Here is a 23,114-nt window from a genome sequence, read left to right on the forward strand (position 1 = left end):
GGGCGGCAGCGGCGTCCCCGGTGAGAGCCGCCCGGCCGACGCCGTAGCGTGAGCGCATGACCGGACTTCCGAACATCCTGCACATCACCGAGCGCTCCCTGTGGGAGGAGGCCCGCGCGCGAGGCGCCTTCGAGTGGTCCACCCGGGGCCGCACCCTCGCGGAGGAGGGCTTCATCCACTGCTCCACCCCCGACCAACTCCCGCGCGTGGCGGCCTTCCTGTACGGCTCCTACGACGGACCGGACGAGCTGGTGGTCCTGGTCGTGGACCCGGCCCGGGTCGGGGTGCCGGTGAAGTGGGAGGCGGTGAAGCCGGGCGGCGAGGAGTTCCCGCACGTGTACGGGCCGATCCCGGTCACGGCCGTGGTGGAGGTGCGTCCGTGGCCGTGACGGCCGGCAGGCCGCCCGTCTCCGGGTCCCGGCCGGTCAGGCAGTAGACGCCGCCCGCCGGGTCGCGCATCACCGCCCAGCGCCGGCCGTCGGCCACGTGCACGGCGCCGAGTTCCTCGTGCCGGGCCCGGGTCGCCGCGATGTCCGCGCAGGCCAGGTCGAGGTGGGCGGCGGCGGGCTGCTCGTCGTCCAGCCGCTGGAGCAGGATCCGCACCGGCAGCCCGGCCGGCGGCCTGAGCACCCGGAACTCCGGCAGCGCGCCGGCCAGCAGCTCCCAGCCGGTCAGTTCGGCCCAGAACGCGGTCTCCGGTTCGTAGGCGGACGGCGGGATGTCGAGGCTGAGCTGGTCGAGCCGGCTGCCCGCCACCACCGGCGGCCGGACCGACTCCCCGTGCCAGGGCACCGCGCAGAACGACTGCCCGGCGGGCGACCGCAGCACGGCCTCCCCGTCGTGCTCGGCGACCGCCTCGGCGCCCAGCTCCCGGGCCCGCTTCACCAGCCCCGGCACATCCTCGACGCAGAGATCCAGGTGGGCTCCGCCGGGGCCCGCGTCGACCCCCTGGACCTTGACGCAGGCGTCCACGCCGCTGGCCGGGAGCAGCGTCACGAACTCGTCGTTCTCACCGCGGGGCGCGGAGAGGAAGGTGCCGGTGACGGCCGTCCAGAAGGCCTGGGCGGTGGCCAGGTGCGCGAGGGGGCGGTCGGCGAAGGCGTACGTCCAGCGGATGCTCATGGACGGGATCGTAAAGGGGGCACCCGGCGGCCACCCGGCTCCGGGCGGCTACCGGCGCTCCATGAAACGCAGCAGGTTCCCCGCCGGGTCCCGGAACGCGCAGTCCCGGACGCCCCAGTGCTGGTCCGTCGGCTCCTGGAGCACCTCGCCGCCGTACTCCCGCACCCGCTCGTACAACGCGTCGCAGTCGGTGGTGGAGAAGATGACCCCGCGCAGCATGCCCTTGGCCAGCAGCTCCGCCATGGCCTGCCGGTCGGCGGGGGAGGCGTCCGGATTGGCGCCGGGCGGCTCCAGCACGATCTCCACGCCCGGCTGCAGCGGCGACCCGACGGTCACCCACCGCATCCCCTCGAACTCCACGTCGTTGTGGACCTCCAGGCCGAGGACATCACGGTAGAAGGCCAGCGCCTTGTCGTGGTCGTCGACGGCGATGAAGCACTGCGCGAGTTTTACGTCCATGGGGTCAGGCTAGGGCGATCCCGGCCGCGGTGCTTGGTCAGCTCATGGCCCAGACGTAGGGGTCGTGGTCCGGGGGCGGGGCGGCCCGGGCGACGGGGGTTTCGGCGACGGGGGGTGGGCCGGCGGCCGGGGCCCCGGTGAGGGAGTCCAGGAGCGTGCGGGTGAGCGGGCCGACGAGGGACCGGCGGGGCGGCGAGGGGTCGGTCCGGTTCGCGGTGAGGACGTCCGCGACCACCGGGTTCGCGGACGCCAGCAGGGCGAGCAGGATGTGGAACGGCTGCACGAGCCGATGGCCGAGCCGCTCGGCCTCCACACCGGCCGCCTCGAACACGGCGCTCGTCTCGCCGGTCAGCGGCAGGAAGTCGCCCGGTTCGGCCGTGCCCTTGCCGAGGGCGGTGACCAGTTCCGCACGCACCGCCCCGAACGGCGCGTCCGGCAGCCCTTCGAGGTGGTCCTCGCGGAGGAGGGCCAGCAGGACGTGCCCGGGCTCGACGTACCAGTGCCGGAGCGCACGCGCTTCCTCGTGGGCCCGCTCCACCACGAGGTGCGAGCGCTCACCGAACCTCTCGTACACCGCTCACCCCCGCCAGGTCCTCCCGTGCCCTGCGGGTGTGCGGATGGTCCGCCCCCAGCACCCGCTCCCGTACCGCCACCACCTCCCGCAGCAGCGCCCGTGCCTCCGCCCGGCCGCCGGTGAACGCCAGGTTCCGGGCGAGCAGATGCCGGGTCCGCAGGGTGTGCGGATGGTCCGTGCCCAGCACCCGCCCCCGGTCCGCCAGCAGCACCCGGAACATCGCCACCGCCTCCTCCCGGTGTCCCGCCTCGCCGAGGTTGACGGCGAGGAACTGGCGGGTGCGCAGGGTGTCCTCGTGGTCCGGGCCGAGCAGCCGCAGCTGGTCGGCGAGGAGCGGGCGCAGCAGGCCGGCCGCCGCCACGGGGCTGCCCGCGCCGCCCAGGCTGTGCGCGTGGGCCTGGCGGCCGCGCAGGGTGTCCGCGTGCTCGGCGCCCAGGATCCGGGTCTGCTCGTCGACGATCGTCCGGAGCCGCTCGGCCGCCCCCGCCCAGTCCCCGGCCTTGCCCTGCTCGACGGCGGCGGCCTGGCGGTCGCGCAGTTCGGGGCCCGCGGTGCCGGCGAACGCGCGGTTGATCCCGAGGGCGATCGAACCGGCCGTACCGACGCCTCGGTTGAGCGGGGCGGGCAGGCCCTCGGCGCCCATGATCGCCCGCAGCCTGCGGTAGAGGTCGTCGACCGTCAGCAACTCGGGGCCGCCGACCACCCCTTCGCGCAGCAGCCGGATCAACCGGCCGGAGAACGCGGTGTGTTCCTCCCCGGGGAGGGCGAGGGCGACCTGGTCGCGCTGGGCGGAGGTCAGGACGTAGGTGCCGGCCACCTCCAGCTGGTCGATCCGCCCGGCACCCGTACCCGCACCGAGCGAGTCGCCGACCGCGCGGCCGGAGAAGCAGCAGTCGAGGACCACCACCTTGGTCTCGGCGGGGGAGTCGAGGACGGCGTCGCGGAGCTTGTCGTACTCCAGGGAGTTGAACTCGGGCGCCTCCCAACGGCTGTCGGGCAGTGCGAGATACAGGCCGTGGCGGCGGCCGGCGACCAGGCCGTGACCGGCGTAGAAGACCAGCAGGAGGTCCTCGGCCCCGGCGACGGCGGAGCGCAGCCGGTCGCCGACCGTGCGCAGGTCGCCGTCGTCGAGCAGGACCGTGCAGTGGCCGTCCGGGACGAGCCCGTGGGACGGCTCGGTGAGCAGCCCGGCGAGGTCGGTGACGGTCTTCTCGACGGCCGGCAGGTCCGGCAGTTCCGGGTCGGCGTAGCGGCTCGCGCCGATCAGGACGACGCGGGAGCGGCGGGGGTCGGGAAGGCGCACGTCACTCCCGTACGTCCTGCTGGTCCAGGGCCTGCCGCAGCAGTTGCTCCACGTCCTCGCGGCTGACCCGGCGGGCGTCGATCTCGACGGTGGGGCCGTTCTCCCGTCCGACGGTCAGCTTCACGTCGCTGCGGCGCGGCTGGGTGATCCAGGCGCGCAGGCAGGAGGCGAGGACCGTGAGCGGGCCGCCCGCGCCCAGCAGCACGGACACGGTGTCGAGCGGGACGCCCAGCCGGCCCTCGACCGGGGCGCCCCCGGCCGGCCGGACCCTGCCGGCGAGCGCCGGCTCGCCTCTGAGCCAGTCGGTCAGGGACTCGGCGTCCGCCACCGGGGCGGCGCTCAGGACGGAGATGAATGCGGTGGTCACGGCTCCCCCGAATGCGTCCGACGACCCTGTGCACAAGCCTTGTCGGGCAACGATGTTGACGGTGACGGCCAGTGTACGGCCGGGAAGCGGTGAGTGACCTGCCCAGGGAGGGGCGGAGCGCGCGATCAGTACGGGCGACGGCGCGGGCGGGTGAAGGTCCGGGCCACGCAGGACGGGATCACCGTGCTCTCCTCGTGGTCCCGGGCGCGGTACGCGCTCGGCGTCTCCCCGACCAGCTCGGTGAACCGCGAGCTGAAGGAGCCCAGGGAGGTACAGCCGACGGCCATGCACACCTCGGTCACCGTGAGGTCGCCGCGCCGCAGCAGCGCCTTGGCCCGTTCGACCCGCCGGGTCATGAGATAGCTGTACGGCGTCTCCCCGAAGGCTTTGCGGAAGCTGCGCTGGAAGTGGCCGGGGGACATGAGCGCGGTACGCGCCAGTTCGGTCATGTCGAGCGCCTCGGCGTACTCCCGGTCCATGCGGTCGCGCGCCCGGCGCAACCGCCTCAAATCCTCCAGGGTCATAACCCCAGCATGACATGCACATCTCGTGCCTGGACCGGGCTTGTTCTTGAACCTTCGTTCGCCTCCGGTTCTCGCGCAATTGGCTCACCCTTGTTTGCATAGAAGAATGGATCACATCACGTTCCTCGTGGCGGTCGTGATCGTCACGGCACTTGCGTTCGACTTCACCAACGGGTTTCACGACACGGCGAACGCGATGGCCACGTCCATCGCGACAGGCGCGCTCAAACCGAAGACGGCCGTTCTGATCAGTGGCGTACTGAACCTGGTCGGAGCCTTCCTCTCCACGGAGGTCGCCAAGACGATCTCCGGCGGCATTGTGAACGACGCCAAGGTGACTCCGGCGATGATCTTCGCGGGGCTCGTGGGGGCCATCCTCTGGAATCTGGTGACGTGGTTGGTCGGGTTGCCCTCCAGCTCCTCGCACGCCCTGTTCGGCGGGCTGATCGGCGCGGTATGGGTCGGCGCGGGCTCCGGTGCGATCAACTTCGACAAGGTTGTGGAGAAGATCATCATTCCGGCGTTCGCCTCTCCGGTGGTGGCGGGCGTCGCCGCGCTGATCGCGACGTACTGCGCCTACAAGCTCACCCACCGAGGCCGCGCGGAGTCCGTGACCAAGGGCTTCCGGCTCGGGCAGATCGGCTCGGCCTCGCTGGTCTCGCTCGCGCACGGCACCAACGACGCCCAGAAGACCATGGGCATCATCACCCTGACCCTGATCTCCGTCGGCGCGCTCCCGGGCGACGCCGGCCCGCCGCTCTGGGTGATCTTCAGCGCCGGTCTCGCCATCGCCCTCGGCACCTACATCGGCGGCTGGCGGATCATCCGCACCATGGGCAAGGGCCTGACCGAGATCCAGTCCCCGCAGGGCTTCGCGGCGGAGACCGCCTCCACGGCCGTCATCCTGACCTCCGCCCACATGGGCTTCGCGCTGTCCACCACGCAGGTCGCCTCCGGTTCCATCCTCGGCGCGGGCGTCGGCCGGCGGCTCGCGGAGGTCCGCTGGGGCGTCGCCGGCCGCATGGTGGCCGCCTGGGTGATCACCCTGCCCTGTGCCGCCCTGGTCGGAGGCATCTCGGCGGCCGCGGTCAAACACGGCGGAAACTTCGGCACGGTCGTGGTCGCACTGGTCGGCGCCGCGCTCGCGGCGGGCATCGTCCTGCTCTCGCGCCGCAACCCGATCGACGCGAAGAACGTCAACGACGGGCACGAGGTCGCCATCCGCACCACGCCCCCGTCCAACGTCGGCACCGCCGCCTGAGTCAGGGAGTCCCCATGAGCATCGACTGGACCTCACTCGGCGAGGTCACCGCGGTGAGCATCGGAGTTACATTCGCAGTGGTGGTCGTCTTCGCCTTCGGCGTCCTCGGGTACGCCCGTCACGAGGACGCCAAGGAGCACGGCGGCACCGGCGCGGTCGGCATCGCCCAGGCAGGGCTGTGCTTCCTCGCCTGCGCGGCCGTGGTGGCGTACGGCATCTACCTGATCGTGCCGCAGTTCCACTGACCCCACTTATGCGCTGAGGAGGACTGGATGACGACGCCGGACCTGCTGTCCGAGCTGGCCGACCTGAAGGTCGACTACAGCGACCCGGACGACCCCGTACTCATCCGCCCGGACGGGTCCCCGATCGACACCTGGCGGGAGAACTACCCGTACGCGTCCCGTATGGAGCGCAAGGAGTACGAGTGGCACAAGCGGCTGCAGCAGATCGAGCTGCTGAAGCTGCAGACCTGGATCAAGGAGACGGGACGCCGGATCGTCATCGTCTTCGAGGGCCGGGACGCGGCCGGCAAGGGCGGCACGATCAAGCGCTTCACGGAGCACCTGAACCCCCGTGGCGCGCGCGTGGTGGCCCTGGAGAAGCCGACCGAGCGCGAGAGCGGTCAGTGGTACTTCCAGCGCTACGTCGAGTACCTGCCGACCGCCGGCGAGATCGTGATGTTCGACCGGTCCTGGTACAACCGGGCCGGCGTCGAGCGGGTCATGGGCTTCTGCTCGGACGACCAGTACCGGCGCTTCATGCGCCAGGCCCCGCTGTTCGAGCGGATGCTCGTCGACGACGGCGTCGACCTGGTGAAGTTCTGGTTCTCGGTCTCGCAGAGCGAGCAGCGGACCCGCTTCACGATCCGGCAGGTCGACCCGGTACGGCAGTGGAAGCTCAGCCCGATGGACCTGGCCTCGCTGGACCGCTGGGACGACTACACGGCCGCGAAGGTCGCCATGTTCCGTGAGACGGACACGGAGTACGCGCCCTGGACGGTGGTCAAGAGCAACGACAAGAAGCGGGCCCGCGTCGAGGCCATGCGCAGTGTGCTGGCCCGCTTCGACTACGCCAACAAGGACGAGGAGGTCGTCGGCAGCCCGGACCCGCGGATCGTGGGCGCGGCGGCGGGCCTCCTGGAGGCCGGCGAGGACGACCACGACGGCGGGCACTAGCACCGCCACCGAAGCTGCCGGCCGGATCCCCGGCCGGCCGCTTTGCATGCGGAACCGGATGGACACGGCTCAGCCCGGTGTCTCAGGATCTTCCGTATGATCCGCGACGCCACCGAGAACGACATTCCCGAGATCCGCGCGATGATCCGCGAACTCGCCGCGTACGAACGGTCCGTGGAGCAGGCCCGGGCCACCGGGGAGCAGCTCCGCGAGGCGCTGTTCGGCGCCCGCCCCGCCGCCTACGCCCTCATCGCCGAGGACGACACCACGGGCGAGGTCGTGGGCTACGCCCTGTGGTTCCCGCGCTTCTCGACCTGGACCGGCACCCGGGGCATGCACCTGGAGGACCTCTACGTACGGCCCCACGCCCGCGGCGGCGGCCACGGCAGGTCCCTGCTCGCCTCCCTCGCCGCGCTCTGCCTGCGCAGCGGCTACGAGCGCTTCGAGTGGTGGGTCCTGTCCTGGAACGAGCCGGCGGTCGACTTCTACCGGTCCCTCGGGGCGGACTTCCTGGACGAGTGGCGAATCTGCCGGCTGACCGACGAGCCGCTCAGGAAACTCGCCACGCACGCCCCGGACGCCACCCGGACACGGCAGGAAAAAACCGCACCCGGACCACGGGAAGACCGGGGTCCGGGTGCGGTTGGGTAAGGCTTTCGCAACTCAAACAGTCGCAGATCAGGCCTTCTTGGTCTCCCAGAAGATCTTGTCGATCTCGGCGATGAGCTCCAGGGCCTTCTCACCGGTCTTCGGGTCCGTGGACGCCTTGGCGGCGGACAGGGCCTTCAGGGTGTCGTTCACCAGGACGTGCAGCTGGGGGTACTTCTCGAAGTGCGGGGGCTTGAAGTAGTCGCTCCACAGCACCGAGACGTGGTGCTTGGCGAGCTCGGCGCGCTGCTCCTTGATGACAACGGCGCGAGCCTGGAAGTGCGGGTCGTCGTTGGCGGCCATCTTCTCCTGCACGGCCTTCACCGACTCCGCCTCGATGCGGGCCTGGGCCGGGTCGTACACGCCGCAGGGCAGGTCGCAGTGCGCGCTGACCTTGACCTTGGGGGCAAACAGGCGGGAAAGCATGGAGCATTCCTTCCTCGTGATCGTCTTCTCAGGTGGGACATTACTCCCTGGGAAGCGTGATTTCGCGAGTGCCCCCATGGGCTTAGGACAAAAGTCCAGGGTCAGACTGAGACTGGTGGAGGAACGGACCGGGGAGGTGCCGGGGATGCCGGAGCTGTCGCAGGAGACCGAGCGGGGGAGGGGCGCCGCGCCCTTCGGACTGGCCGAGGTGACCGGCCCGTCCATGGTGCCCACGCTGTACCAGGGGGATCAGCTCCTGGTGCGGTACGGCGCCCGGGTGAGGGCCGGTGACGTCGTCGTCCTGCGCCATCCGTTCCAGCAGGACCTGCTGGTCGTCAAACGCGCCGTGGAGCCGCGCGAGGGCGGCTGGTGGGTGCTGGGGGACAACGCGTACGCGGGCGGGGACAGCACGGACTACGGGACCGTGCCCGAGGAGCTGATCCTCGGCCGGGCCCTGGTGCGGTGGCGGCCGCTGGGGGCCGGTCAGCGCTCGCCGTTGGCGCTGGTGCGCTGGGCGGTCTCCGCGCTGCGGCCGGTGCTCTCCGGGCGTTCCGCCTCCAGGCGTTTGCGGGCCCGGTAGGCGGCCACGTTGGCGCGGGTCGCGCAGCGGTCCGAGCAGTAGCGCCGGGAGCGGTTGGTGGAGGTGTCGAGGTAGGCGTTGCGGCACGGCGGCGCCTCGCACAGGCCGAGCCGGTCGACGCCGTACTCGGTGAGGTGGAAGGCGAGGCCCATCGCCGCGATCGCCGTGTAGCCGGCCGTGGCGTTGGAGGGGTGGTCGGCCAGGTGCATGTGCCACAGCGGGCGGCCGTCGTCGTCCCGGAAGTCGTGGCCGGAGATCTGCGGGCTGACCGGGAACTCCAGCAGGAGTGAGTTCAGCAGGTCGACCGCGAGGGTCTCCTCGCCCTTGTCGGCGGCCTCGAAGACCGCGCGCAGCCGGGCCCGCACCGAGCGGAAGCGGGTGAGGTCGGCGTCGGTGGCGCGCCGGGCGGCCTGCTGGTTGCCGCCGAAGAGGTCGCGGACGGCCTCGACCGAGGTCAGGGAGTCCTTGCCCCGGGCCGGCTCCTCGCTGTTGACGAGACGGACGGCGTAATCCGAGTAATAGGCCAGTTCCACTTGTAGTCCTTACGAGGGCGCTCTATGGTCGGTCGTGTGGTCGGGTAACAGCCGGTCGTGCTTCCAGGGTATTACGGGACATGCGGGTGGAGAGGTGTCATGACGGACGCTACGACGACCACTGCCGGTGCCGACTGGGGTGCCTGGCAGGAGAGCTGGGACCGGCAGCAGGAGTGGTACATGCCGGACCGCGAGGAACGGTTCCGGATCATGCTCGACATGGTGGAGGCGCTCGCCGGTACCGCCCCGCGCGTCCTCGACCTGGCCTGCGGCACCGGCAGCATCACCGCCCGGCTGCTCGACCGCCTCCCGGACGCGGTGAGCGTCGGCGTCGACCTCGACCCGGCCCTGCTCGCCATCGCCGAGGGCACCTTCGCGGGCGACGACCGGGCCACGTTCGTCACCGCCGACCTCAAGGACCCGCAGTGGACCACGAGGCTGCCGTACGACTCGTACGACGCCGTCCTGACCGCCACGGCCCTGCACTGGCTGCACAGCGAACCCCTCGCGGCCCTCTACGGTCAGGTCGCGGGACTCGTCCGCGACGGCGGTGTCTTCATGAACGCGGACCACATGATCGACGAGAGCACGCCCCGGATCAACGCGGCGGAGCGGGCGCAGCGGCATCTCCGCATGGATCAGGCCAAGGCCTCGGGCGCGCTGGACTGGGCCGAGTGGTGGCAACTGGCGGCCCAGGACCCGGTGCTGGCCGGTCCGACCGCCCGCCGCTTCGAGATCTACGGCGAGCACGCGGACAGTGACATGCCGTCGGCGGCCTGGCACGCGCGCGTGCTGCGGGAGAAGGGGTTCGGGGAGGCCCGGCCCGTGTGGTGCTCGCCCTCGGACACCCTGCTGCTCGCCGTCAAGTAGTCGCCGTCACGCAGACCGAAGGGGCGGTACGAGCATGCTCGTACCGCCCCTTGTGGGTCGTACCGCTACAGCACCTTCGACAGGAACGACTTCGTCCGGTCGTGCTGGGGGTTGCCCAGGACGTCGCGCGGGTGGCCGGACTCGACCACCACGCCGTCGTCCATGAAGACCAGGCTGTCGCCGACCTCGCGGGCGAAGCCCATCTCGTGCGTGACGACGATCATCGTCATGCCGTCCTCGGCCAGGTCCCGCATCACGTCCAGGACCTCGCCGACCAGCTCCGGGTCGAGCGCGGAGGTCGGCTCGTCGAAGAGCATCAGCTTGGGCTGCATGGCGAGCGCGCGGGCGATCGCGACGCGCTGCTGCTGGCCGCCGGAGAGCTGCGCCGGGTAGTGGCCCTTGCGGTCGCCGAGACCCACCCGGTCCAGGAGCCGCTCCGCCCGCTCCCGGGCGACGGCCTTGGACTCGCGCTTGACCTGGACCGGCGCCTCCATGACGTTCTCCAGAGCCGTCATGTGCGGGAAGAGGTTGAAGCGCTGGAACACCATGCCGATGTCCCGCCGCTGCGCCGCGACCTCCTTCTCCTTCAGCTCGTAGAGCTTGTCGCCGTGCTGGCGGTAGCCGACCAGGCTGCCGTCCACGTACAGGCGGCCGGCGCTGATCTTCTCGAGGTGGTTGATGCACCGCAGGAAGGTGGACTTGCCGGAACCGGACGGGCCGATCAGGCAGAACACCTCGCGGGGCAGCACCTCCAGGTCGATGCCCTTGAGGATGTGCGACAGCCCGAACGACTTGTGCACGCCCTCGGACTTGACCATCGGGGCGCCGCTGCTCGGCGGGGTGATGTCCTTGGCGAGAGAGGTCATCGGGCCACCTCCGGGCGACGGAACGAACCCCACTGGGACAGATTCTTCCGCAGCCGCTGCAGCGGGGTGGGCGGGAGGTTGCGCGAGGAACCGCGGGCGTAACGGCGTTCGATGTAGTACTGCACGATGCTGAAGATCGTGGTCAGGAACAGGTACCAGATGCAGGCGACGAAGTACATCTCGACGACCGCCAGCGAGGTGCTGGAGATGTCCGTGGCCTTCTTGATCAGCTCGGGGAGCTGGACCGCGTAGGCCAGCGACGAGGTCTTCAGCATGTTGATGAACTCGTTGCCGGTCGGCGGGATGATCACCCGCATCGCCTGCGGCAGGATCACCCGGCGCAGCGTCTGGCCCTGGGTCATGCCCAGCGCGTGCGAGGCCTCCGTCTGCCCCTCGTCGACCGACTGGATGCCGGCGCGGACGATCTCCGACATGTACGCGGCCTCGTTGAGGCCGAGGCCCAGCAGGGCGGTGAGGACCGGGGTCATCACCTGGTTCATCTCGTCCTTGTAGAACCCCAGGTTCAGGATGGGGAAGACCAGCGCGATGTTGTACCAGAGCAGCAGCTGGACCAGGACCGGGGTGCCGCGGAAGAACCAGATGTAGAACCAGGACACCGTGCTGGTGACCGGGTTCGACGACAGTCGCATCACCGCGAGGATCACGCCGAGCGCGACGCCGAGCACCATGGCGAGGACCGAGATGTAGAGCGTGGTCCAGGCGCCGGAGACGATGCCCTTGTCGAAGAGGTAGTCGGGGATGACGTTGTAGTTGATCTTCGCGTTGGAGAAGGCGATCCCGATCATCACCACGAGGGCGAGGACCACGACGCCGGACACCCAGCGGCCGTAGTGGCGGACCGGGATGGCCTTGATCTGCTCCGGCGGCACCGACGCCGCCGGAACCTTGTCGACCGGTTCAGTCACAGTGACAGTCCTTCAGTCGTGCCCGAGGCCGTTCAGGAGCCGCCGTTGATCTTCGCCTCGGTGACCGCGCCCTGCGTCACGTTCCACTTCTCCAGGATCTTCTGGTAGTCGCCGTTCTTGATGATGGCGGCCATCGCGGCCTGGAGCGCGTCGCGCAGCTGGGTGTTCTCCTTGGCGACCGCGATGCCGTACGGGCCGGCCTCGATCTGGTCGCCGACGACCTCGAAGTCCTTGCCGCTGCCGGAGGTCTTCGCGTTGTAGGCGGCCACCGGGAAGTCGTTCAGGTCGGCGACCGAGGCACCCTGCTTCAGCCGGAGCAGCGCCTCCGGGTCGGTGTCGAAGGTCTGCAGGTCGATGGCCTTGTTGCCGTCCTTCGTACACTTCTCGCTCTGCGCCTTGGCGATGCCCTCGGACGTGGTGCCCTTCTGCAGGGCCACGACCTTGCCGCACAGGTCGTCCAGGGACTTGATGCCCTTCGGGTTGCCCTTCTGGACCAGGATCGAGGTGCCGGCGGTGAAGTAGTCGACGAAGTCGACGCCGTTTCCGGCCTTCTTGCCGGTGTCGGAGTCGATGCCGTTCTGGCGGTCCTTGGTGTCGTTCATCGCCGACATGATCACGTTGAAGCGGTTGGCCTGCAGACCCACGATGAGCTGGTCGAACTTGCCGTTCTGGAAGTCGAACCGCACGCCCAGCTGCTTGCCCAGCGCGTCCGCGATGTCCGGGTCGACACCGACGGCCTTGCCGTTCTCCATGTACTCGACCGGCGGGTAGGCGATGTCCGAGCCCACCTTGATCACGCCGGCCTTGCGGATGTCGGCCGGCAGCTTGCCCGCCAGCGGGGCCGAGGACGTCGAGGAGGAGGAGCCGCCGTCGCTGCCCTTGTCCGTCTGGTCACCGCAGCCGGTGAGGACAAGGGCGCCTGCGACCGCGATCGCACCGAACGCGGCAATCTGGGAGCGCGAGGTGGTGGTACGACGGGTGGAGCTTGCGGTCATGGTGGGTTCCTCCGGCAGTGGGTAGGACAAGCCGATATACCGATGTGTCTGATATGTCGATGTGCCGATGGGTCGACGGAAACACACACCTTCGGGTGTCGCGACCTCGTGGGTTTACGGCATCCTGCCATTGGGATTGCTCCATTCAGGCCTGTCACCATGTCAAAATCGGATAACGGGTGCCCCCCGGGACGCGCCAGGTCGACCCCTCCCCGGCCCGTCGCCCCGCACATCTGCGGGAATCCCACCTTCCGGCCGGAAGATCTTCGGTTCTTCTCCGGTTCATTCCACGGCGCGGCAGGACGGCATACGACGGCCACTTCCCCGCTCATCTGTCGGCTGTCTACGACATCCGTGATGTGACCTTGCACCTATTCGACTCGTCGTGGGCGCCGTCCGTCCGGTAAGAAGGTTCTTTACACCCCTCATCCGGGGCTCAGGGCGCGTGTGCGGCGCGCCCGTCGCGCAGGTGCTCGTACGTGCCACTCGTACGTATCAGTGATCGGGCCCTGCGCGGTGCCCGCCCACCCCCTCACCGGGAGTGGCCGACCCTCAAACCATGCATACCTAAGGGGTAAGACAAGTGGCAGCGGAGATCGTCAATCCTCGCAGCGACAGCACGTCGGGCAATACGGACCAGGACGGCGGGGCCGAGCCCCTCGATTCCTTCGATCCGGCCTTCGCGCTGCACCGCGGCGGCAAGATGGCCGTGCAGGCCACCGTGCCGCTGCGCGACAAGGACGACCTTTCCCTCGCGTACACGCCCGGCGTCGCGCGCGTGTGCACCGCGATCGCGGAACAGCCCGAGCTGGTCAACGACTACACCTGGAAGTCGTCCGTCGTCGCCGTCGTCACCGACGGCACGGCCGTGCTCGGACTCGGGGACATCGGCCCCGAGGCCTCCCTCCCCGTGATGGAGGGCAAGGCGATCCTCTTCAAGCAGTTCGGCGGCGTGGACGCGGTTCCGATCGCGCTCGCCTGCACCGGTGTCGACGAGATCGTGGAGACCGTCGTCCGGCTCGCCCCCTCCTTCGGGGGAATCAACCTGGAGGACATCTCGGCACCGCGGTGCTTCGAGATCGAGCGCAAGCTCCAGGAGCGCGTCGACATCCCGGTCTTCCACGACGACCAGCACGGTACGGCCGTGGTGACGCTGGCGGCGCTGCGGAACGCGGCACGGCTCAGCCGGCGGGAGATCGGGCAGCTCCGGGCGGTCATCTCGGGCGCCGGCGCGGCCGGGGTCGCCATCGCCAAGATGCTGGTCGAGGCCGGCATCGGGGACGTCGCCCTGACCGACCGCAAGGGCATCATCTCGGCCGACCGCGACGACCTCACCGAGGTCAAGCGCCAGGTCGCCGGCTTCACCAACAAGGCCGGGCTCAAGGGCACCCTCGAGGACGCGCTGGCCGGCGCGGACGTCTTCATCGGCGTCTCCGGCGGTACGGTCCCGGAGGAGGCGGTCGCCTCCATGGCGGACGGCGCCTTCGTCTTCGCGATGGCCAACCCGAACCCCGAGGTGCACCCCGACGTCGCCCACAAGTACGCGGCGGTCGTGGCGACCGGGCGGTCGGACTTCCCGAACCAGATCAACAACGTGCTGGCGTTCCCGGGCATCTTCGCGGGCGCGCTCCAGGTGCGGGCCTCCCGGATCACCGAGGGGATGAAGATCGCGGCGGCGGAGGCGCTGGCGGCGGTCGTCGGCGACGATCTTGCCGCCGACTATGTCATTCCGTCTCCGTTCGATGAGCGGGTTGCTCCTGCGGTGACCGCGGCGGTGGCGGCGGCGGCGCGGGCCGAAGGGGTTGCGCGGCGGTAACTCGAATGGCCCCGCTCCTTTTGGGCGGGGCCATTTCTTTGCCCACCCGCCCGCCCGATCGGGTGTTTACGAGGTGAACGTCGTGCTGGGGGCTGCCGCCCCCAGGCCCCCGCGTGGGGTTGAGCGCGCAGTTCCCCGCGCCCCTTGCGGGCGCTTCTGCGGGGCGTCTGTGCAGGGTGTTGTGCGCAAGAGGGGATGTGTCACAGCGGGGTCCGGTTTCGCGTGGGGCGCCGGGAACCTATCGTCGGGCCTATGTTCGCCGTCTACGCCGCCCGAATCGACCGCGACCAGCCGCTCTCCGGCCTTGAGTTGGGGGAGCGTCCCGCCCCCGAGGCCCGGCCAGGCTGGAGTACCGTCGACGTCCGGGCCGCCTCCCTCAACCATCACGACCTCTGGTCCCTGCGCGGTGTCGGTCTCCCGGAGGGCCGGCTTCCGATGATCCTCGGCTGTGACGCCGCCGGCGTCGACGAGGACGGCAACGAGGTCGTCCTGCACTCCGTGATCGGGCAGAGCGGTCACGGGGTCGGCCCCCACGAGCCCCGGTCCATCCTCACCGAGCGCTACCAGGGCACCTTCGCCGAACAGGTCTCCGTGCCCACCTGGAACATCCTGCCCAAGCCCAAGGAGCTCTCCTTCGCGGAGGCCGCCTGTCTGCCCACCGCCTGGCTGACGGCGTACCGGATGCTCTTCACCAACGCGGGCGTACGGCCCGGTGACTCGGTCCTCGTACAGGGCGCGGGCGGCGGTGTCGCCACGGCCGCCATCGTGCTCGGCAAGGCGGCGGGGCTGCGGGTCTTCGCCACCAGCCGCGACGAGGCGAAGCGGAAGCGGGCCGTGGAGCTGGGCGCCGTCGAGGCGGTGGAGTCGGGGGCCCGGCTGCCGCAGCGCGTGGACGCGGTCATCGAGACCGTCGGCGCCGCCACCTGGTCCCACTCGGTGAAGTCGCTGCGGCCCGGCGGCACCCTCGTCATCTCCGGCGCCACCAGCGGTGACCGGCCCTCGCACGCCGAGCTGACCCGGATCTTCTTCCTCGAACTGAAGGTCGTCGGCTCGACCATGGGGACCAAGGACGAGCTGGAGGACCTGCTCTCCTTCTGCGCCGCCACCGGCGTACGCCCCGTCATCGACGAACTCCTCCCTCTCGACCGCGCCCGCGAGGGCTTCGAACGGCTGGAGTCCGGCGACCAGTTCGGGAAGATCGTGCTGACCCACTCCTGAGCGAGGGGCCGGGGGCGGGTCCGCCGTGTGTGTCCGGGCCCGCCTTCGCCCGTCTCGCTCGTCTCGTCCGCCTTGCTCGTCGGCTCTCAGTGCTTCGCTTCGCGCAGCAGTGCTCCGATGTGGGCCGCCGCCGTGGACAGGTGGCGGCGGGCGTCGCGGAGCTGGTCCGCGGTGACTCCGTGGTCGCGGGCCGCGTCACGGATGTCGTCGCGGAAGCGGTCCAGCAGCCGGTCGAGGTCACGGACCGGGTCGCCGGTGCCGGTCTCGTCGCCGTGCGCCCACGACGGGACGTACTGCGCGGGGAAGTCCTCCGGGGTCTCCCCGTACTCCGGTGCGGGTGCCGGTGCGGCGGTCGCCGTGGTCTTCGACGGTGGCTTGCGGAGGTCCGGGCCGGTACCGGGCTCCGGCTCGGACCGGCCGCCGAAGCCGAAGTCCCTGCCGTAGTCCTTCCCGAAGTCGCCGAACTCCTTGGCGAGTTCGGTGAGGCCCTCGCGGACCCCCGTGGGCCAGTCGCCGCGCGCGAAGTGGTCCTGGACGTGGTCCTGCACCCGGCGCGCGATGCGCTGCATTTCCTCCTGGGCCTGGGCCCGCGCCCGGGCCTGGGCCTCCTGGGCCTGCCGACGGGCCCGCTGGGCCTCGTCCCGGGCCCGGCGGCTCTCGTCCTTGGCGCGGCGGGCCTGCTCCTTCCACTCCTGCTTGACGCGCCGCATCTCCTCCTTGGCGGCCCGCCACGACTCCTTGTCACCCGGGTCGCCGAACTCCCCGGCCCCCGTCCCGGCGCCGCGCCGGGCCTCGGAGGCGGCCGCCCGCACCTCGCGGCGCAGATCGCCGGCCGCACCGCGCACATCGGCCCTTATCTCGGCGGCGAGTTCGGCGACCGACTCCCGGATCTCCAGCTCCAGGTCGGCCAGCTCGCCGCTGCGGTCGGCCAGTTCGGCCCGACCGGCGTCCGTGATGGCGTAGACCTTGCGGCCGCCCTCGGTGGTGTGGGTGACCAGGCCCTCGGCCTCCAGCTTGGCGAGGCGGGGGTAGACGGTGCCCGCCGACGGGGCGTACAGGCCCTGGAAGCGTTCTTCGAGCAGCCGGATCACCTCGTAGCCGTGGCGCGGCGCCTCGTCCAGCAGCTTGAGCAGGTAGAGGCGGAGGCGGCCGTGGGCGAAGACGGGAGGCATGTCAGAGCACCTTCTTGTCGGTCGTGCCGTCGGCCGGGGCTGCGGGCTGGGACTCGGGTCCGGACTCGGACTCGGGACCAGACCCGGTGGCGTCGGAGCCGGCGTCGGCATTGTCTCCTGGCTTGCTGTGCGGCCCTGCGCCGGTGGGGGCGGAAGGGCCCACCGGTCCCACCGGTCCGACGGGCTCCACCGGTCCGGCTGGGCCCACCGGTCCGGCGGGTCCCACCGGCCCGCCCGGCTCGCTCGGTCCCGTCGATCCCGTCGGGCCCGCGGGTGGCGCGGTCTCCCAGGCCGTCCGCTCGTCGTCGTCCTCCTTGGGCGGGCGGCGCAGCAGGGCGATGGAGCCGGAGACCGTGGTGGCCCGGAGCTTGCCGTTGCCCGCGCCGAGGCGGCCGGTGATCTTGTGGGCGCCCCACTGGCCGTGCACCCGCAGTCCGTCGAAGGCGTTGGAGATCGAGCCGCTCGCGGTATTGGCCTCGACCTCGGCGTCGGCCGGGTGGGGCAGCCGGATGGCGATCTCGCCGGAGACGCTGGTCAGCCGGACGTCGGTCGGGCCGTCCGGGTCCAGGTCGATGATCATGGAGCCGCTGACCGAGTCGGCGCGCACGGCGGAGCCCGAGCCCTCGACCACGGTGAGGTCGCCGGAGACGGAGTTGAACCGCAGGTCGCCCGTGACGGCCTGGGCCTCCAGGTTCCCGGAGACGGTGTCCGCGCGGACCTCGCCGGAGAGGCCGACCAGCGTGGTGTCGCCAGTGACGCCCTTCACCACCGAGGCGCCGCTGATCCCGGAGACGACCGCGGCGGCGCCGACCACGCCCACCTCCACGCGGGTGTCCGCCGGGACGGCGAGCGAGACCACCGCGCTGCGCCGCCAGCCCTTGCGGTCGAGCCACTTGAGGAAGCCCTTCCAGGGCAGGTCCTCGTAGGCCACGGTGAGGGTGCCGCCCTCGTGCGTGACGATCAGGGGCGGGCCCTCGATCTCGGAGACTTCCAGGCGGGCGGAACCCTCGTCCGTGCCCACGACGTTGACTGTTCCGTTGACGATGCGGACATGCAGATCGCTCACGGGGGTGTCGAAATCGAGCTTGTCGGGCTTGGCGACGGACCACTCGGACTTGGACATGGTGCGGACCTCCCTCGGCCGGGTACGGCGGCTGTACCGGTACGCGCATGCACGGCTCGCGCCATATCGCGTCTTCCGTGAAACACGATATATCGTGGCTGCGGGAAGTCAAGACACCCTTTCGTGTGGGGGAGTGGGACGGCGCTTGACCTTGAGGGGGTTCGGTGGGGTGCTAAATCGGGCGGCAAGCGGATGAATTGCTTAGCGTGTGTCCATGCCGACGGACGCATCCCCAGCCCCCGGTGCCCTGCTCCTCTGCCGGGCCGCCCCCGACGCCGTCGCCCCGCTCGCCCCCCTGCTGCGGGAGCGGATGCTGCTCACCGGGGCCGGTGAGTGGAGCGTGCTCGTCCCCGAGGGCTCACCGTGGCTGCGCGCGGGCGAACCCGTGGACCGCGTCCTGACCGGCTGGGCCGCCGCACTCGCCGTGGGTTCCCCGTGGCCGGTGCTGGGGCTGTGGTGGGACGCCGACCGCGCGGGCTACACCCTCGCCTCCGGCTTCCGCCGCCCGGTCGGCTATGTGTGGCTCGCCGACGGCACGCCGGCCGGGGAGGGCGAGGCGATGCACACGTTCGCGGCGCGGCTGGGGCTCGATCCGGTGCTGGACGCGCAGCTCCTCGACGGGCTGACATCGCCGGATCCGGCCGCCGACGCCCGCGCGCGGCTGCACGGGCTGCTCGCGGTCCTCGCGCGCGCGGGGGTGGAACTGCCGGAGGGACTCGACGCCGGCGAACCGGCGCACCGCCTGCTGTGCGCGGTGGCCGACGCGAGGCATGTCGAGGGCGCCGGCCCCGACGGGGCCCGGGGAGCGGGGATGCCGAGGGCCCACTGGCTGGCGTTGGCCGAGCTGGCCGTCGGGGTGCCGGTCGCCGCGTGGGCGGTGCGGCGGCGCAGTGTGGGGTGGGCGGCGGTGGGGACGGTGCTGATGGTGCACGGGGGGCTGGAGCTGTCGTACGAGACGGTGTTCCCGCGTGATTGATCGACTGTGGCGTTCGGTGTCGTACGTCGGCTGCGGGCCCGTGGGGGTTGCTCGCGCCCACGCGGCGGAGCCGCAGAGTGTCCCGGCCCCGCGCCCCTTTCGGGGCGCTCGGTGAGGCGCCCTACTGCGCCCTACTCCTCGTCACTCCTCGTCGTCCTCGTCGTCCAGTCGTGCCAGCCACGTCGCCAGGCGCTCCACCGGGACCTCGAAGTCGGGGTTGAGGTCGACGAACGTGCGGAGTTGTTCCGCGAGCCACTCGAAGGTGACCTCTTCCTCGCCGCGCCGCTTCTCCAGTTCCTCGATGCCTCGGTCGGTGAAGTACATGGGGTGCTCTCCTGCTGCGTACCTGTGTGGGTGCCCGGTGGTGGGCTCCTACCAGCCTAGGCGGACGGCGCCGGGCGGATGACAAAGGTGTGCCGTGGGTGAAGGGTAGGGGTCGGCTTCCGGGGGAAGGACTCTTTCCCTGTGGGATGGGACCGGCGATGTCCTCCCGTGCGGGAAGGGCGGGAAACCACGAACGGTACGGCGTAGGGAGCACGCTCGGCTCGGGCGAGCCGACGGCGCACGACACGGCGGAACGGCTGGCCGCGCTGGGATGAGCGGGCAGGCGGAGGACGCGGGAGACGCGGGATTCGAGGGAGAGGACGGGGAGATGATGGACGAGGAGCACGAGGAGCCGCTGCCGGAGCTTCCGGAGCTGCTGGGCCTGGACCTGGAGGAGCTGAGGACCGTTCGGCACCCGGTGCTGAACGAGGTGCTGGAGGGGCTGCGCGAACGGGCGGAACGGCCCAGCGAGATGCTCTGGGGCTTCAACAACTCCATGTGAACGACACGGTTCGCCCGGCGGCGCCGGCGGTGACGGTCACGTTCGGTCGAACGGCCTCAGGAATGGGCGACTTCGATCGCAGCGGGTTTGCGTCCGGCCTCCGACCGGGAATGCGGCCTGATACGGGTGGAGAGGTGTACGGCATGGGGGTGCTGGAGTGTCTTCGACCGGTCACCCTTTCCGCCAGTTCATCGTGAAGGTGCACGGCCGCTGCAACCTGGCCTGCACCTACTGCTACCTCTACGAGGGCCCGGACCGCACCTGGCGCACCCGTCCCGCCACCGCCCCGCCCGCCGTCCTGGACCGCACCGCCGACCGCATCGCCGAGCACGCCCGCACCCACGCCCTGACCACGGTCTCCCTGGTCCTGCACGGCGGGGAACCCCTGCTGGCCGGCGCCGACACCCTCGTCGGCCTCACCGAGGCCGTCCGCTCCCGCGCCCCCGCCGACTGCACGGTCCGGGCGACCGTCCAGACGAACGCCACCCTCCTCACCGAGGACCGCCTGGCCGTCCTGTCCCGGCACGGCATCCAGGTCGGCATCAGCCTCGACGGCGGCCGCGCCGAGCACAACGCGCGTCGCGTCGACCACGCCGGCCGCCCCTCCTGGCCCGCCGCGGTGCGCGGGGCGCGCCTGCTCGCCGACCGCTTCCCGGCGTCGTACGCGGGCCTCCTGACCGTCGTGGACCCCACGCTGGACCCGGTCGACACCTACGAGTCGCTCCTCGAACTCCGCCCGCCCGCCCTGGACCTGCTCCTCCCGCACGGCAACTGGACGGCCACTCCGCCGCACTGGGAGGGCACCCGCTACGGCGACTGGCTCTGCGCCGTCTTCGACCGCTGGTGGTCGGCCGGGCGGCGGGAGACCCGGGTACGGCTCTTCGAGGAGTGCCTGGCGCTGCTGCTGGGGCTGCCCGCGGCCACCGAGTCCCTGGGGCTGGCTCCCTTCGACGCGCTCGTGGTGGAGACGGACGGCTCGATCGAACAGGTCGACTCACTGAAATCGGCCTACGACGGCGCCGCGCGGACGGGCCTGGACGTCTTCCGGCACAGCTTCGACGAGGCGTTACGGCACCCGGGCGTCGCCGCCCGGCAGGCGGGCCCGGCGGCCCTCGCCGACGCGTGCCGGGCCTGCCCGCTGCTGACCGTGTGCGGCGGCGGCCACTACGCCCACCGGTACCGGGCCGGGCACGGCTTCCGCAACCGCTCGGTGTACTGCGCCGACCTGGAGCGTTTCATCCGGCACGCGGCCGGTCGGGTCGCCGCGGACGCGGCCCCGGTGCCGGCCTCACAGGAAGGCGGCACCCCGTGATATTTCCGGCGGTCCCGGAGGCGGCCCTCGCCGAACTCGGGCGCACCGAGGGCGGCGCCGACACGCTCGCCCTGCTGGTCCGGGACCAGGACACCCGGCGGCTGCTCCTGCTGCGCGCGGTGCTGGACGCGGCGGAGGCGGCTGACCCGGCGCTCTGCCCGCCGGCGGCGAAGGCGAGGCTGCGCGAGGACTGGGCGCTGGTGACGGCGGCGGACCGGTCCGGTGCCGCCGGCTCCCCGGCGCGCGCCGGACTCGGCCATCCGCTGCTCGGCCCCTGGGCCCGCCGCTGCCTGACCGGCCTCGACCCGCGCAGCGCCCCCACGGACGCCCAGCGCCACGAACTCGCCCTCGACCTCGCCTACTTCAGCGCCGTGGCCGCGGTGGCGGCGGCCCGCGCCGGCATCCCCTTCAGCACCGAACTGACGGCCCGGGACGGCATTCTCGTCCTCCCGTCCCTGGGAGCCCTGCGCACGTCCGAGCCCCGAGTCCGCGTCACCTACGACCGGGCCCGCCTGACCCTCGGCCGGACGACCGTCCACCTGGAGAACGACAGCGGCGCCTGGTCCGCCTCCCGCGCATGGACCCCGGCCTGCACACTCCCGGGCCTGGTCCCCGACGCCGCCCCCCTGCCCCTCGACGATCTCGACCCCTACCGTGTCCCGCCCCGCGAACCCGGCCGGTACGCCCTGAGCGGCCCGGCCGCCCCGGACGACGCCGAACGCAAACGCTGGCTGCAGAGCTGGTCCGGCACGGCCGCCGCCCTGCGCACGGGCGGCGAGGGGAGGCTCACGGAGACGGTGGCGCTGTTGCGGTGCCTGATCCCGGTGGAGCTGCCGCCCGGCGCGGGGCGCCGGGCCGAATGCAGCGGAACCCGGCGCGACGCGTTCGGGGCCCTGCTCAGCAACGTCCCGGCCACCCCGGTCGCCTTCGCCTCGACCCTCGTCCACGAGCTGCAGCACACCAAGATGGTGGCGCTCGGCGACCTGGTGGAGCTGCACCGGGCGGACTCGGCGGCCCGCTACTTCGCGCCCTGGCGCCCGGACCCGAGGCCGTACGACGGTCTGCTCCAGGGTGCCTACTCCCATCTGGCGCTCGCGGACTTCTTCCAGCGCCGGGCGCTCACCACGGAGCCGGCGCGGAGCGAGGGCGCGTGGGCGCAGTACGCGCGCTACCACGCCCAGGTCGGGGCCGCGCTGCCCGCCCTGGTCGCCTCCCCGGACCTCACGGCGGTGGGCCGGCGGTTCGTGGACGAGATGGCCGCCACGTACGAACGGCTCGCCGCGCATCCCGCGCCCCGGGGGCACACGGCACGGGCGCAGGCCCACGTGAAGGCCGTGCGCACGCTGTGGACACAGCGCCGGCCCCGCAGTGAATCGCACTGAAACGACGACTTCTCAGGCCCCGCTGCGCAAAGATCGACGAGCCGAGGTGTCACTCGCGGCCCCCGCTTCCCCGCCGCGATGCCCGAGGTGTGGGGTGGCGTACCGCGCCGCAACACCCGCTTCACGGGCCGTGAGCTGGTGCTGAACGACGCCTACCGGTGGGTCGACGCGGAGAGCCGGGTCACCTGTCGCCGCGTGCCGGCCGAACTCGCCCCGAAACTCGACCTGTCCACGGGCGACGAGTACGGTGAGCGGCTCCGCGCGGTCCGCGACCCACTCCGCTGGGGCACCCCCTTCTCATCACCTCCCGCAACCCCGAGTGGAGGGAGCACAACGGCAAGCTGCTCGAGGTACGCGTCTACGGCCGAGCTGAGCCGGGTCACCGTCGTCCGGGCCACCGAGACCCTCGGCCGGACCCATCCGCTCACCCTGTCCGCCCGGGTCGCCTACGCGGCCGATCTGCGCGGGCTGCGCGCCCGGCAGCAGGCGGAGAAGGCCGAGCAGGAGGCGCTGTCCGACCTGGAGGCGGCCCTGGGCAAGCAGCACGTCCACACCCTCTCGGCCCGCGCCCGCAACCGCCCCTACCGGGACTTCGAGCCGCAGGCGAGCTGACGGCCCGTACGCCGAAGGGCCCGGCCCCCGTGACGGGGACCGGGC

At 71.5% G+C, this 23,114-nt stretch carries 27 protein-coding genes and 1 pseudogene; 14 read left to right on the top strand and 14 right to left on the bottom strand.

What is annotated here, in order from left to right; genetic code table 11:
- The first annotated feature begins 56 nt into the window (after window positions 1-56).
- Window positions 57-389, top strand: coding sequence for a DUF952 domain-containing protein (locus ACFZDK_RS04900; RefSeq protein WP_390969763.1), 333 nt, complete (start codon window positions 57-59; stop codon window positions 387-389).
- Here ACFZDK_RS04900 and ACFZDK_RS04905 read toward each other — a convergent pair.
- The 6 genes from ACFZDK_RS04905 to ACFZDK_RS04930 form a co-directional block, all read right to left on the bottom strand.
- Window positions 355-1,122: a VOC family protein gene (locus ACFZDK_RS04905; protein WP_390969765.1), complete on the bottom strand. Its 768-nt coding sequence runs from the start codon at window positions 1,120-1,122 to the stop codon at window positions 355-357. The genes ACFZDK_RS04900 and ACFZDK_RS04905 overlap by 35 nt on opposite strands.
- A gap of 48 nt (window positions 1,123-1,170) precedes the next feature.
- Entirely contained in the window at window positions 1,171-1,581 is a 411-nt protein-coding gene (locus ACFZDK_RS04910; RefSeq protein WP_355718569.1) for a VOC family protein, read from the bottom strand.
- 37 nt (window positions 1,582-1,618) lie between these two features.
- Window positions 1,619-2,155 carry a Clp protease N-terminal domain-containing protein gene (locus tag ACFZDK_RS04915; protein ID WP_390969767.1) on the bottom strand — a complete coding sequence of 179 codons (537 nt, stop codon included), beginning with the start codon at window positions 2,153-2,155 and terminating at the stop codon, window positions 1,619-1,621.
- Window positions 2,136-3,458, bottom strand: a complete 1,323-nt coding sequence (locus ACFZDK_RS04920) for a tetratricopeptide repeat protein (RefSeq protein WP_390969769.1) — start codon at window positions 3,456-3,458, stop codon at window positions 2,136-2,138. The genes ACFZDK_RS04915 and ACFZDK_RS04920 overlap by 20 nt, the downstream gene beginning before the upstream one ends.
- 1 nt (window position 3,459) lies before the next feature.
- Window positions 3,460-3,825 carry a hypothetical protein gene (locus ACFZDK_RS04925; RefSeq protein WP_390969771.1) on the bottom strand — a complete coding sequence of 122 codons (366 nt, stop codon included), beginning with the start codon at window positions 3,823-3,825 and terminating at the stop codon, window positions 3,460-3,462.
- Between the two features lie 125 nt (window positions 3,826-3,950).
- The gene (locus ACFZDK_RS04930; protein WP_355718558.1) at window positions 3,951-4,349 is read right to left on the bottom strand and encodes a helix-turn-helix transcriptional regulator; all 399 of its coding nucleotides are present in this window, start codon (window positions 4,347-4,349) and stop codon (window positions 3,951-3,953) included.
- A gap of 106 nt (window positions 4,350-4,455) precedes the next feature.
- On the opposite strand from ACFZDK_RS04930, the gene ACFZDK_RS04935 reads away from it, so the two are divergent.
- The 4 genes from ACFZDK_RS04935 (at window position 4,456) to ACFZDK_RS04950 (ending at window position 7,439) form a co-directional block, all read left to right on the top strand.
- Entirely contained in the window at window positions 4,456-5,610 is a 1,155-nt protein-coding gene (locus ACFZDK_RS04935; RefSeq protein ID WP_359220860.1) for an inorganic phosphate transporter, read from the top strand.
- Between the two features lie 14 nt (window positions 5,611-5,624).
- Complete coding sequence (locus ACFZDK_RS04940; RefSeq protein ID WP_390969774.1) at window positions 5,625-5,855, top strand: hypothetical protein; 231 nt, start codon at window positions 5,625-5,627, stop codon at window positions 5,853-5,855.
- Window positions 5,856-5,882: 27 nt separating this feature from the next.
- The gene (ppk2, locus tag ACFZDK_RS04945; protein ID WP_390969776.1) at window positions 5,883-6,788 is read left to right on the top strand and encodes a polyphosphate kinase 2; all 906 of its coding nucleotides are present in this window, start codon (window positions 5,883-5,885) and stop codon (window positions 6,786-6,788) included.
- A gap of 96 nt (window positions 6,789-6,884) precedes the next feature.
- Window positions 6,885-7,439, top strand: coding sequence for a GNAT family N-acetyltransferase (locus tag ACFZDK_RS04950; RefSeq protein WP_390969778.1), 555 nt, complete (start codon window positions 6,885-6,887; stop codon window positions 7,437-7,439).
- Window positions 7,440-7,466: 27 nt separating this feature from the next.
- Here ACFZDK_RS04950 and sodN read toward each other — a convergent pair whose 3' ends face one another.
- Window positions 7,467-7,862: a superoxide dismutase, Ni gene (gene sodN, locus ACFZDK_RS04955; protein ID WP_355718546.1), complete on the bottom strand. Its 396-nt coding sequence runs from the start codon at window positions 7,860-7,862 to the stop codon at window positions 7,467-7,469.
- Between the two features lie 145 nt (window positions 7,863-8,007).
- Between sodN and sodX the strand changes: the two genes are divergently transcribed.
- The gene (sodX, locus tag ACFZDK_RS04960) at window positions 8,008-8,442 is read left to right on the top strand and encodes a nickel-type superoxide dismutase maturation protease (protein ID WP_390970112.1); all 435 of its coding nucleotides are present in this window, start codon (window positions 8,008-8,010) and stop codon (window positions 8,440-8,442) included.
- On the opposite strand, the gene ACFZDK_RS04965 is transcribed toward sodX, so the two are convergent.
- Window positions 8,346-8,975: a CGNR zinc finger domain-containing protein gene (locus tag ACFZDK_RS04965; RefSeq protein ID WP_390969780.1), complete on the bottom strand. Its 630-nt coding sequence runs from the start codon at window positions 8,973-8,975 to the stop codon at window positions 8,346-8,348. The two genes, sodX and ACFZDK_RS04965, sit on opposite strands and share 97 nt — an antisense overlap.
- Before the next feature lie 99 nt (window positions 8,976-9,074).
- Here ACFZDK_RS04965 and ACFZDK_RS04970 point away from each other — a divergent pair, with 99 nt between their 5' ends.
- Window positions 9,075-9,845, top strand: a complete 771-nt coding sequence (locus tag ACFZDK_RS04970) for a methyltransferase domain-containing protein (protein WP_390969782.1) — start codon at window positions 9,075-9,077, stop codon at window positions 9,843-9,845.
- Between the two features lie 65 nt (window positions 9,846-9,910).
- Here the strand turns inward: ACFZDK_RS04970 and ACFZDK_RS04975 are convergent, their stop codons facing one another.
- Genes ACFZDK_RS04975 through ACFZDK_RS04985 form a run of 3 tightly spaced genes read right to left on the bottom strand, consistent with a single transcriptional unit; the run spans window position 9,911 to window position 12,632 of the window.
- Window positions 9,911-10,711, bottom strand: coding sequence for an ATP-binding cassette domain-containing protein (locus ACFZDK_RS04975; RefSeq protein ID WP_390969784.1), 801 nt, complete (start codon window positions 10,709-10,711; stop codon window positions 9,911-9,913).
- Window positions 10,708-11,637 (bottom strand): ABC transporter permease subunit, encoded by a 930-nt coding sequence (locus ACFZDK_RS04980; RefSeq protein ID WP_390969786.1) that lies wholly within the window; start codon window positions 11,635-11,637, stop codon window positions 10,708-10,710. The genes ACFZDK_RS04975 and ACFZDK_RS04980 overlap by 4 nt, the downstream gene beginning before the upstream one ends.
- A 32-nt stretch (window positions 11,638-11,669) precedes the next feature.
- Window positions 11,670-12,632 (bottom strand): transporter substrate-binding domain-containing protein, encoded by a 963-nt coding sequence (locus tag ACFZDK_RS04985; RefSeq protein ID WP_390969788.1) that lies wholly within the window; start codon window positions 12,630-12,632, stop codon window positions 11,670-11,672.
- A gap of 583 nt (window positions 12,633-13,215) precedes the next feature.
- Between ACFZDK_RS04985 and ACFZDK_RS04990 the strand changes: the two genes are divergently transcribed.
- Together ACFZDK_RS04990 and ACFZDK_RS04995 are read left to right on the top strand one after the other, a co-directional pair.
- Window positions 13,216-14,448, top strand: a complete 1,233-nt coding sequence (locus tag ACFZDK_RS04990) for a malic enzyme-like NAD(P)-binding protein (protein ID WP_390969789.1) — start codon at window positions 13,216-13,218, stop codon at window positions 14,446-14,448.
- A 252-nt stretch (window positions 14,449-14,700) separates the two neighbouring features.
- Window positions 14,701-15,666, top strand: a complete 966-nt coding sequence (locus ACFZDK_RS04995) for a zinc-binding dehydrogenase (RefSeq protein ID WP_390969791.1) — start codon at window positions 14,701-14,703, stop codon at window positions 15,664-15,666.
- Window positions 15,667-15,752: 86 nt separating this feature from the next.
- Here the strand turns inward: ACFZDK_RS04995 and ACFZDK_RS05000 are convergent, their stop codons facing one another.
- Window positions 15,753-16,838 carry a helix-turn-helix transcriptional regulator gene (locus ACFZDK_RS05000; RefSeq protein ID WP_390969793.1) on the bottom strand — a complete coding sequence of 362 codons (1,086 nt, stop codon included), beginning with the start codon at window positions 16,836-16,838 and terminating at the stop codon, window positions 15,753-15,755.
- 1 nt (window position 16,839) lies between these two features.
- On the bottom strand, window positions 16,840-17,961 hold the full coding sequence (locus ACFZDK_RS05005) for a DUF4097 domain-containing protein (RefSeq protein ID WP_390969795.1): 1,122 nt from the start codon (window positions 17,959-17,961) through the stop codon (window positions 16,840-16,842).
- 214 nt (window positions 17,962-18,175) lie between these two features.
- On the opposite strand from ACFZDK_RS05005, the gene ACFZDK_RS05010 reads away from it, so the two are divergent.
- A complete protein-coding gene (locus ACFZDK_RS05010; protein WP_390969797.1) occupies window positions 18,176-18,937 on the top strand; it encodes a hypothetical protein in 762 nt (253 codons plus the stop codon).
- 141 nt (window positions 18,938-19,078) lie between these two features.
- Here the strand turns inward: ACFZDK_RS05010 and ACFZDK_RS05015 are convergent, their stop codons facing one another.
- Window positions 19,079-19,261, bottom strand: a complete 183-nt coding sequence (locus tag ACFZDK_RS05015; RefSeq protein ID WP_005312030.1) for a DUF6104 family protein — start codon at window positions 19,259-19,261, stop codon at window positions 19,079-19,081.
- Window positions 19,262-19,532: 271 nt separating this feature from the next.
- Here ACFZDK_RS05015 and fxsA point away from each other — a divergent pair, with 271 nt between their 5' ends.
- The 4 genes and pseudogenes from fxsA to ACFZDK_RS05035 form a co-directional block, all read left to right on the top strand.
- Window positions 19,533-19,763, top strand: a complete 231-nt coding sequence (gene fxsA / locus ACFZDK_RS05020; protein ID WP_390969799.1) for an FxSxx-COOH cyclophane-containing RiPP peptide — start codon at window positions 19,533-19,535, stop codon at window positions 19,761-19,763.
- Window positions 19,764-19,920: 157 nt separating this feature from the next.
- Window positions 19,921-21,075 carry an FxsB family cyclophane-forming radical SAM/SPASM peptide maturase gene (locus tag ACFZDK_RS05025; protein WP_390969801.1) on the top strand — a complete coding sequence of 385 codons (1,155 nt, stop codon included), beginning with the start codon at window positions 19,921-19,923 and terminating at the stop codon, window positions 21,073-21,075.
- On the top strand, window positions 21,075-22,457 hold the full coding sequence (locus ACFZDK_RS05030; protein ID WP_390970114.1) for an aKG-HExxH-type peptide beta-hydroxylase: 1,383 nt from the start codon (window positions 21,075-21,077) through the stop codon (window positions 22,455-22,457). The genes ACFZDK_RS05025 and ACFZDK_RS05030 overlap by 1 nt, the downstream gene beginning before the upstream one ends.
- 363 nt (window positions 22,458-22,820) lie before the next feature.
- A pseudogene (locus ACFZDK_RS05035) lies at window positions 22,821-23,069 on the top strand (hypothetical protein); the annotation flags it as partial.
- Between the last annotated feature and the right edge of the window lie 45 nt (window positions 23,070-23,114).

Origin of the sequence: Streptomyces sp. NPDC007901, from assembly GCF_042959465.1 — a bacterium.
GTDB lineage: Bacteria > Actinomycetota > Actinomycetes > Streptomycetales > Streptomycetaceae > Streptomyces.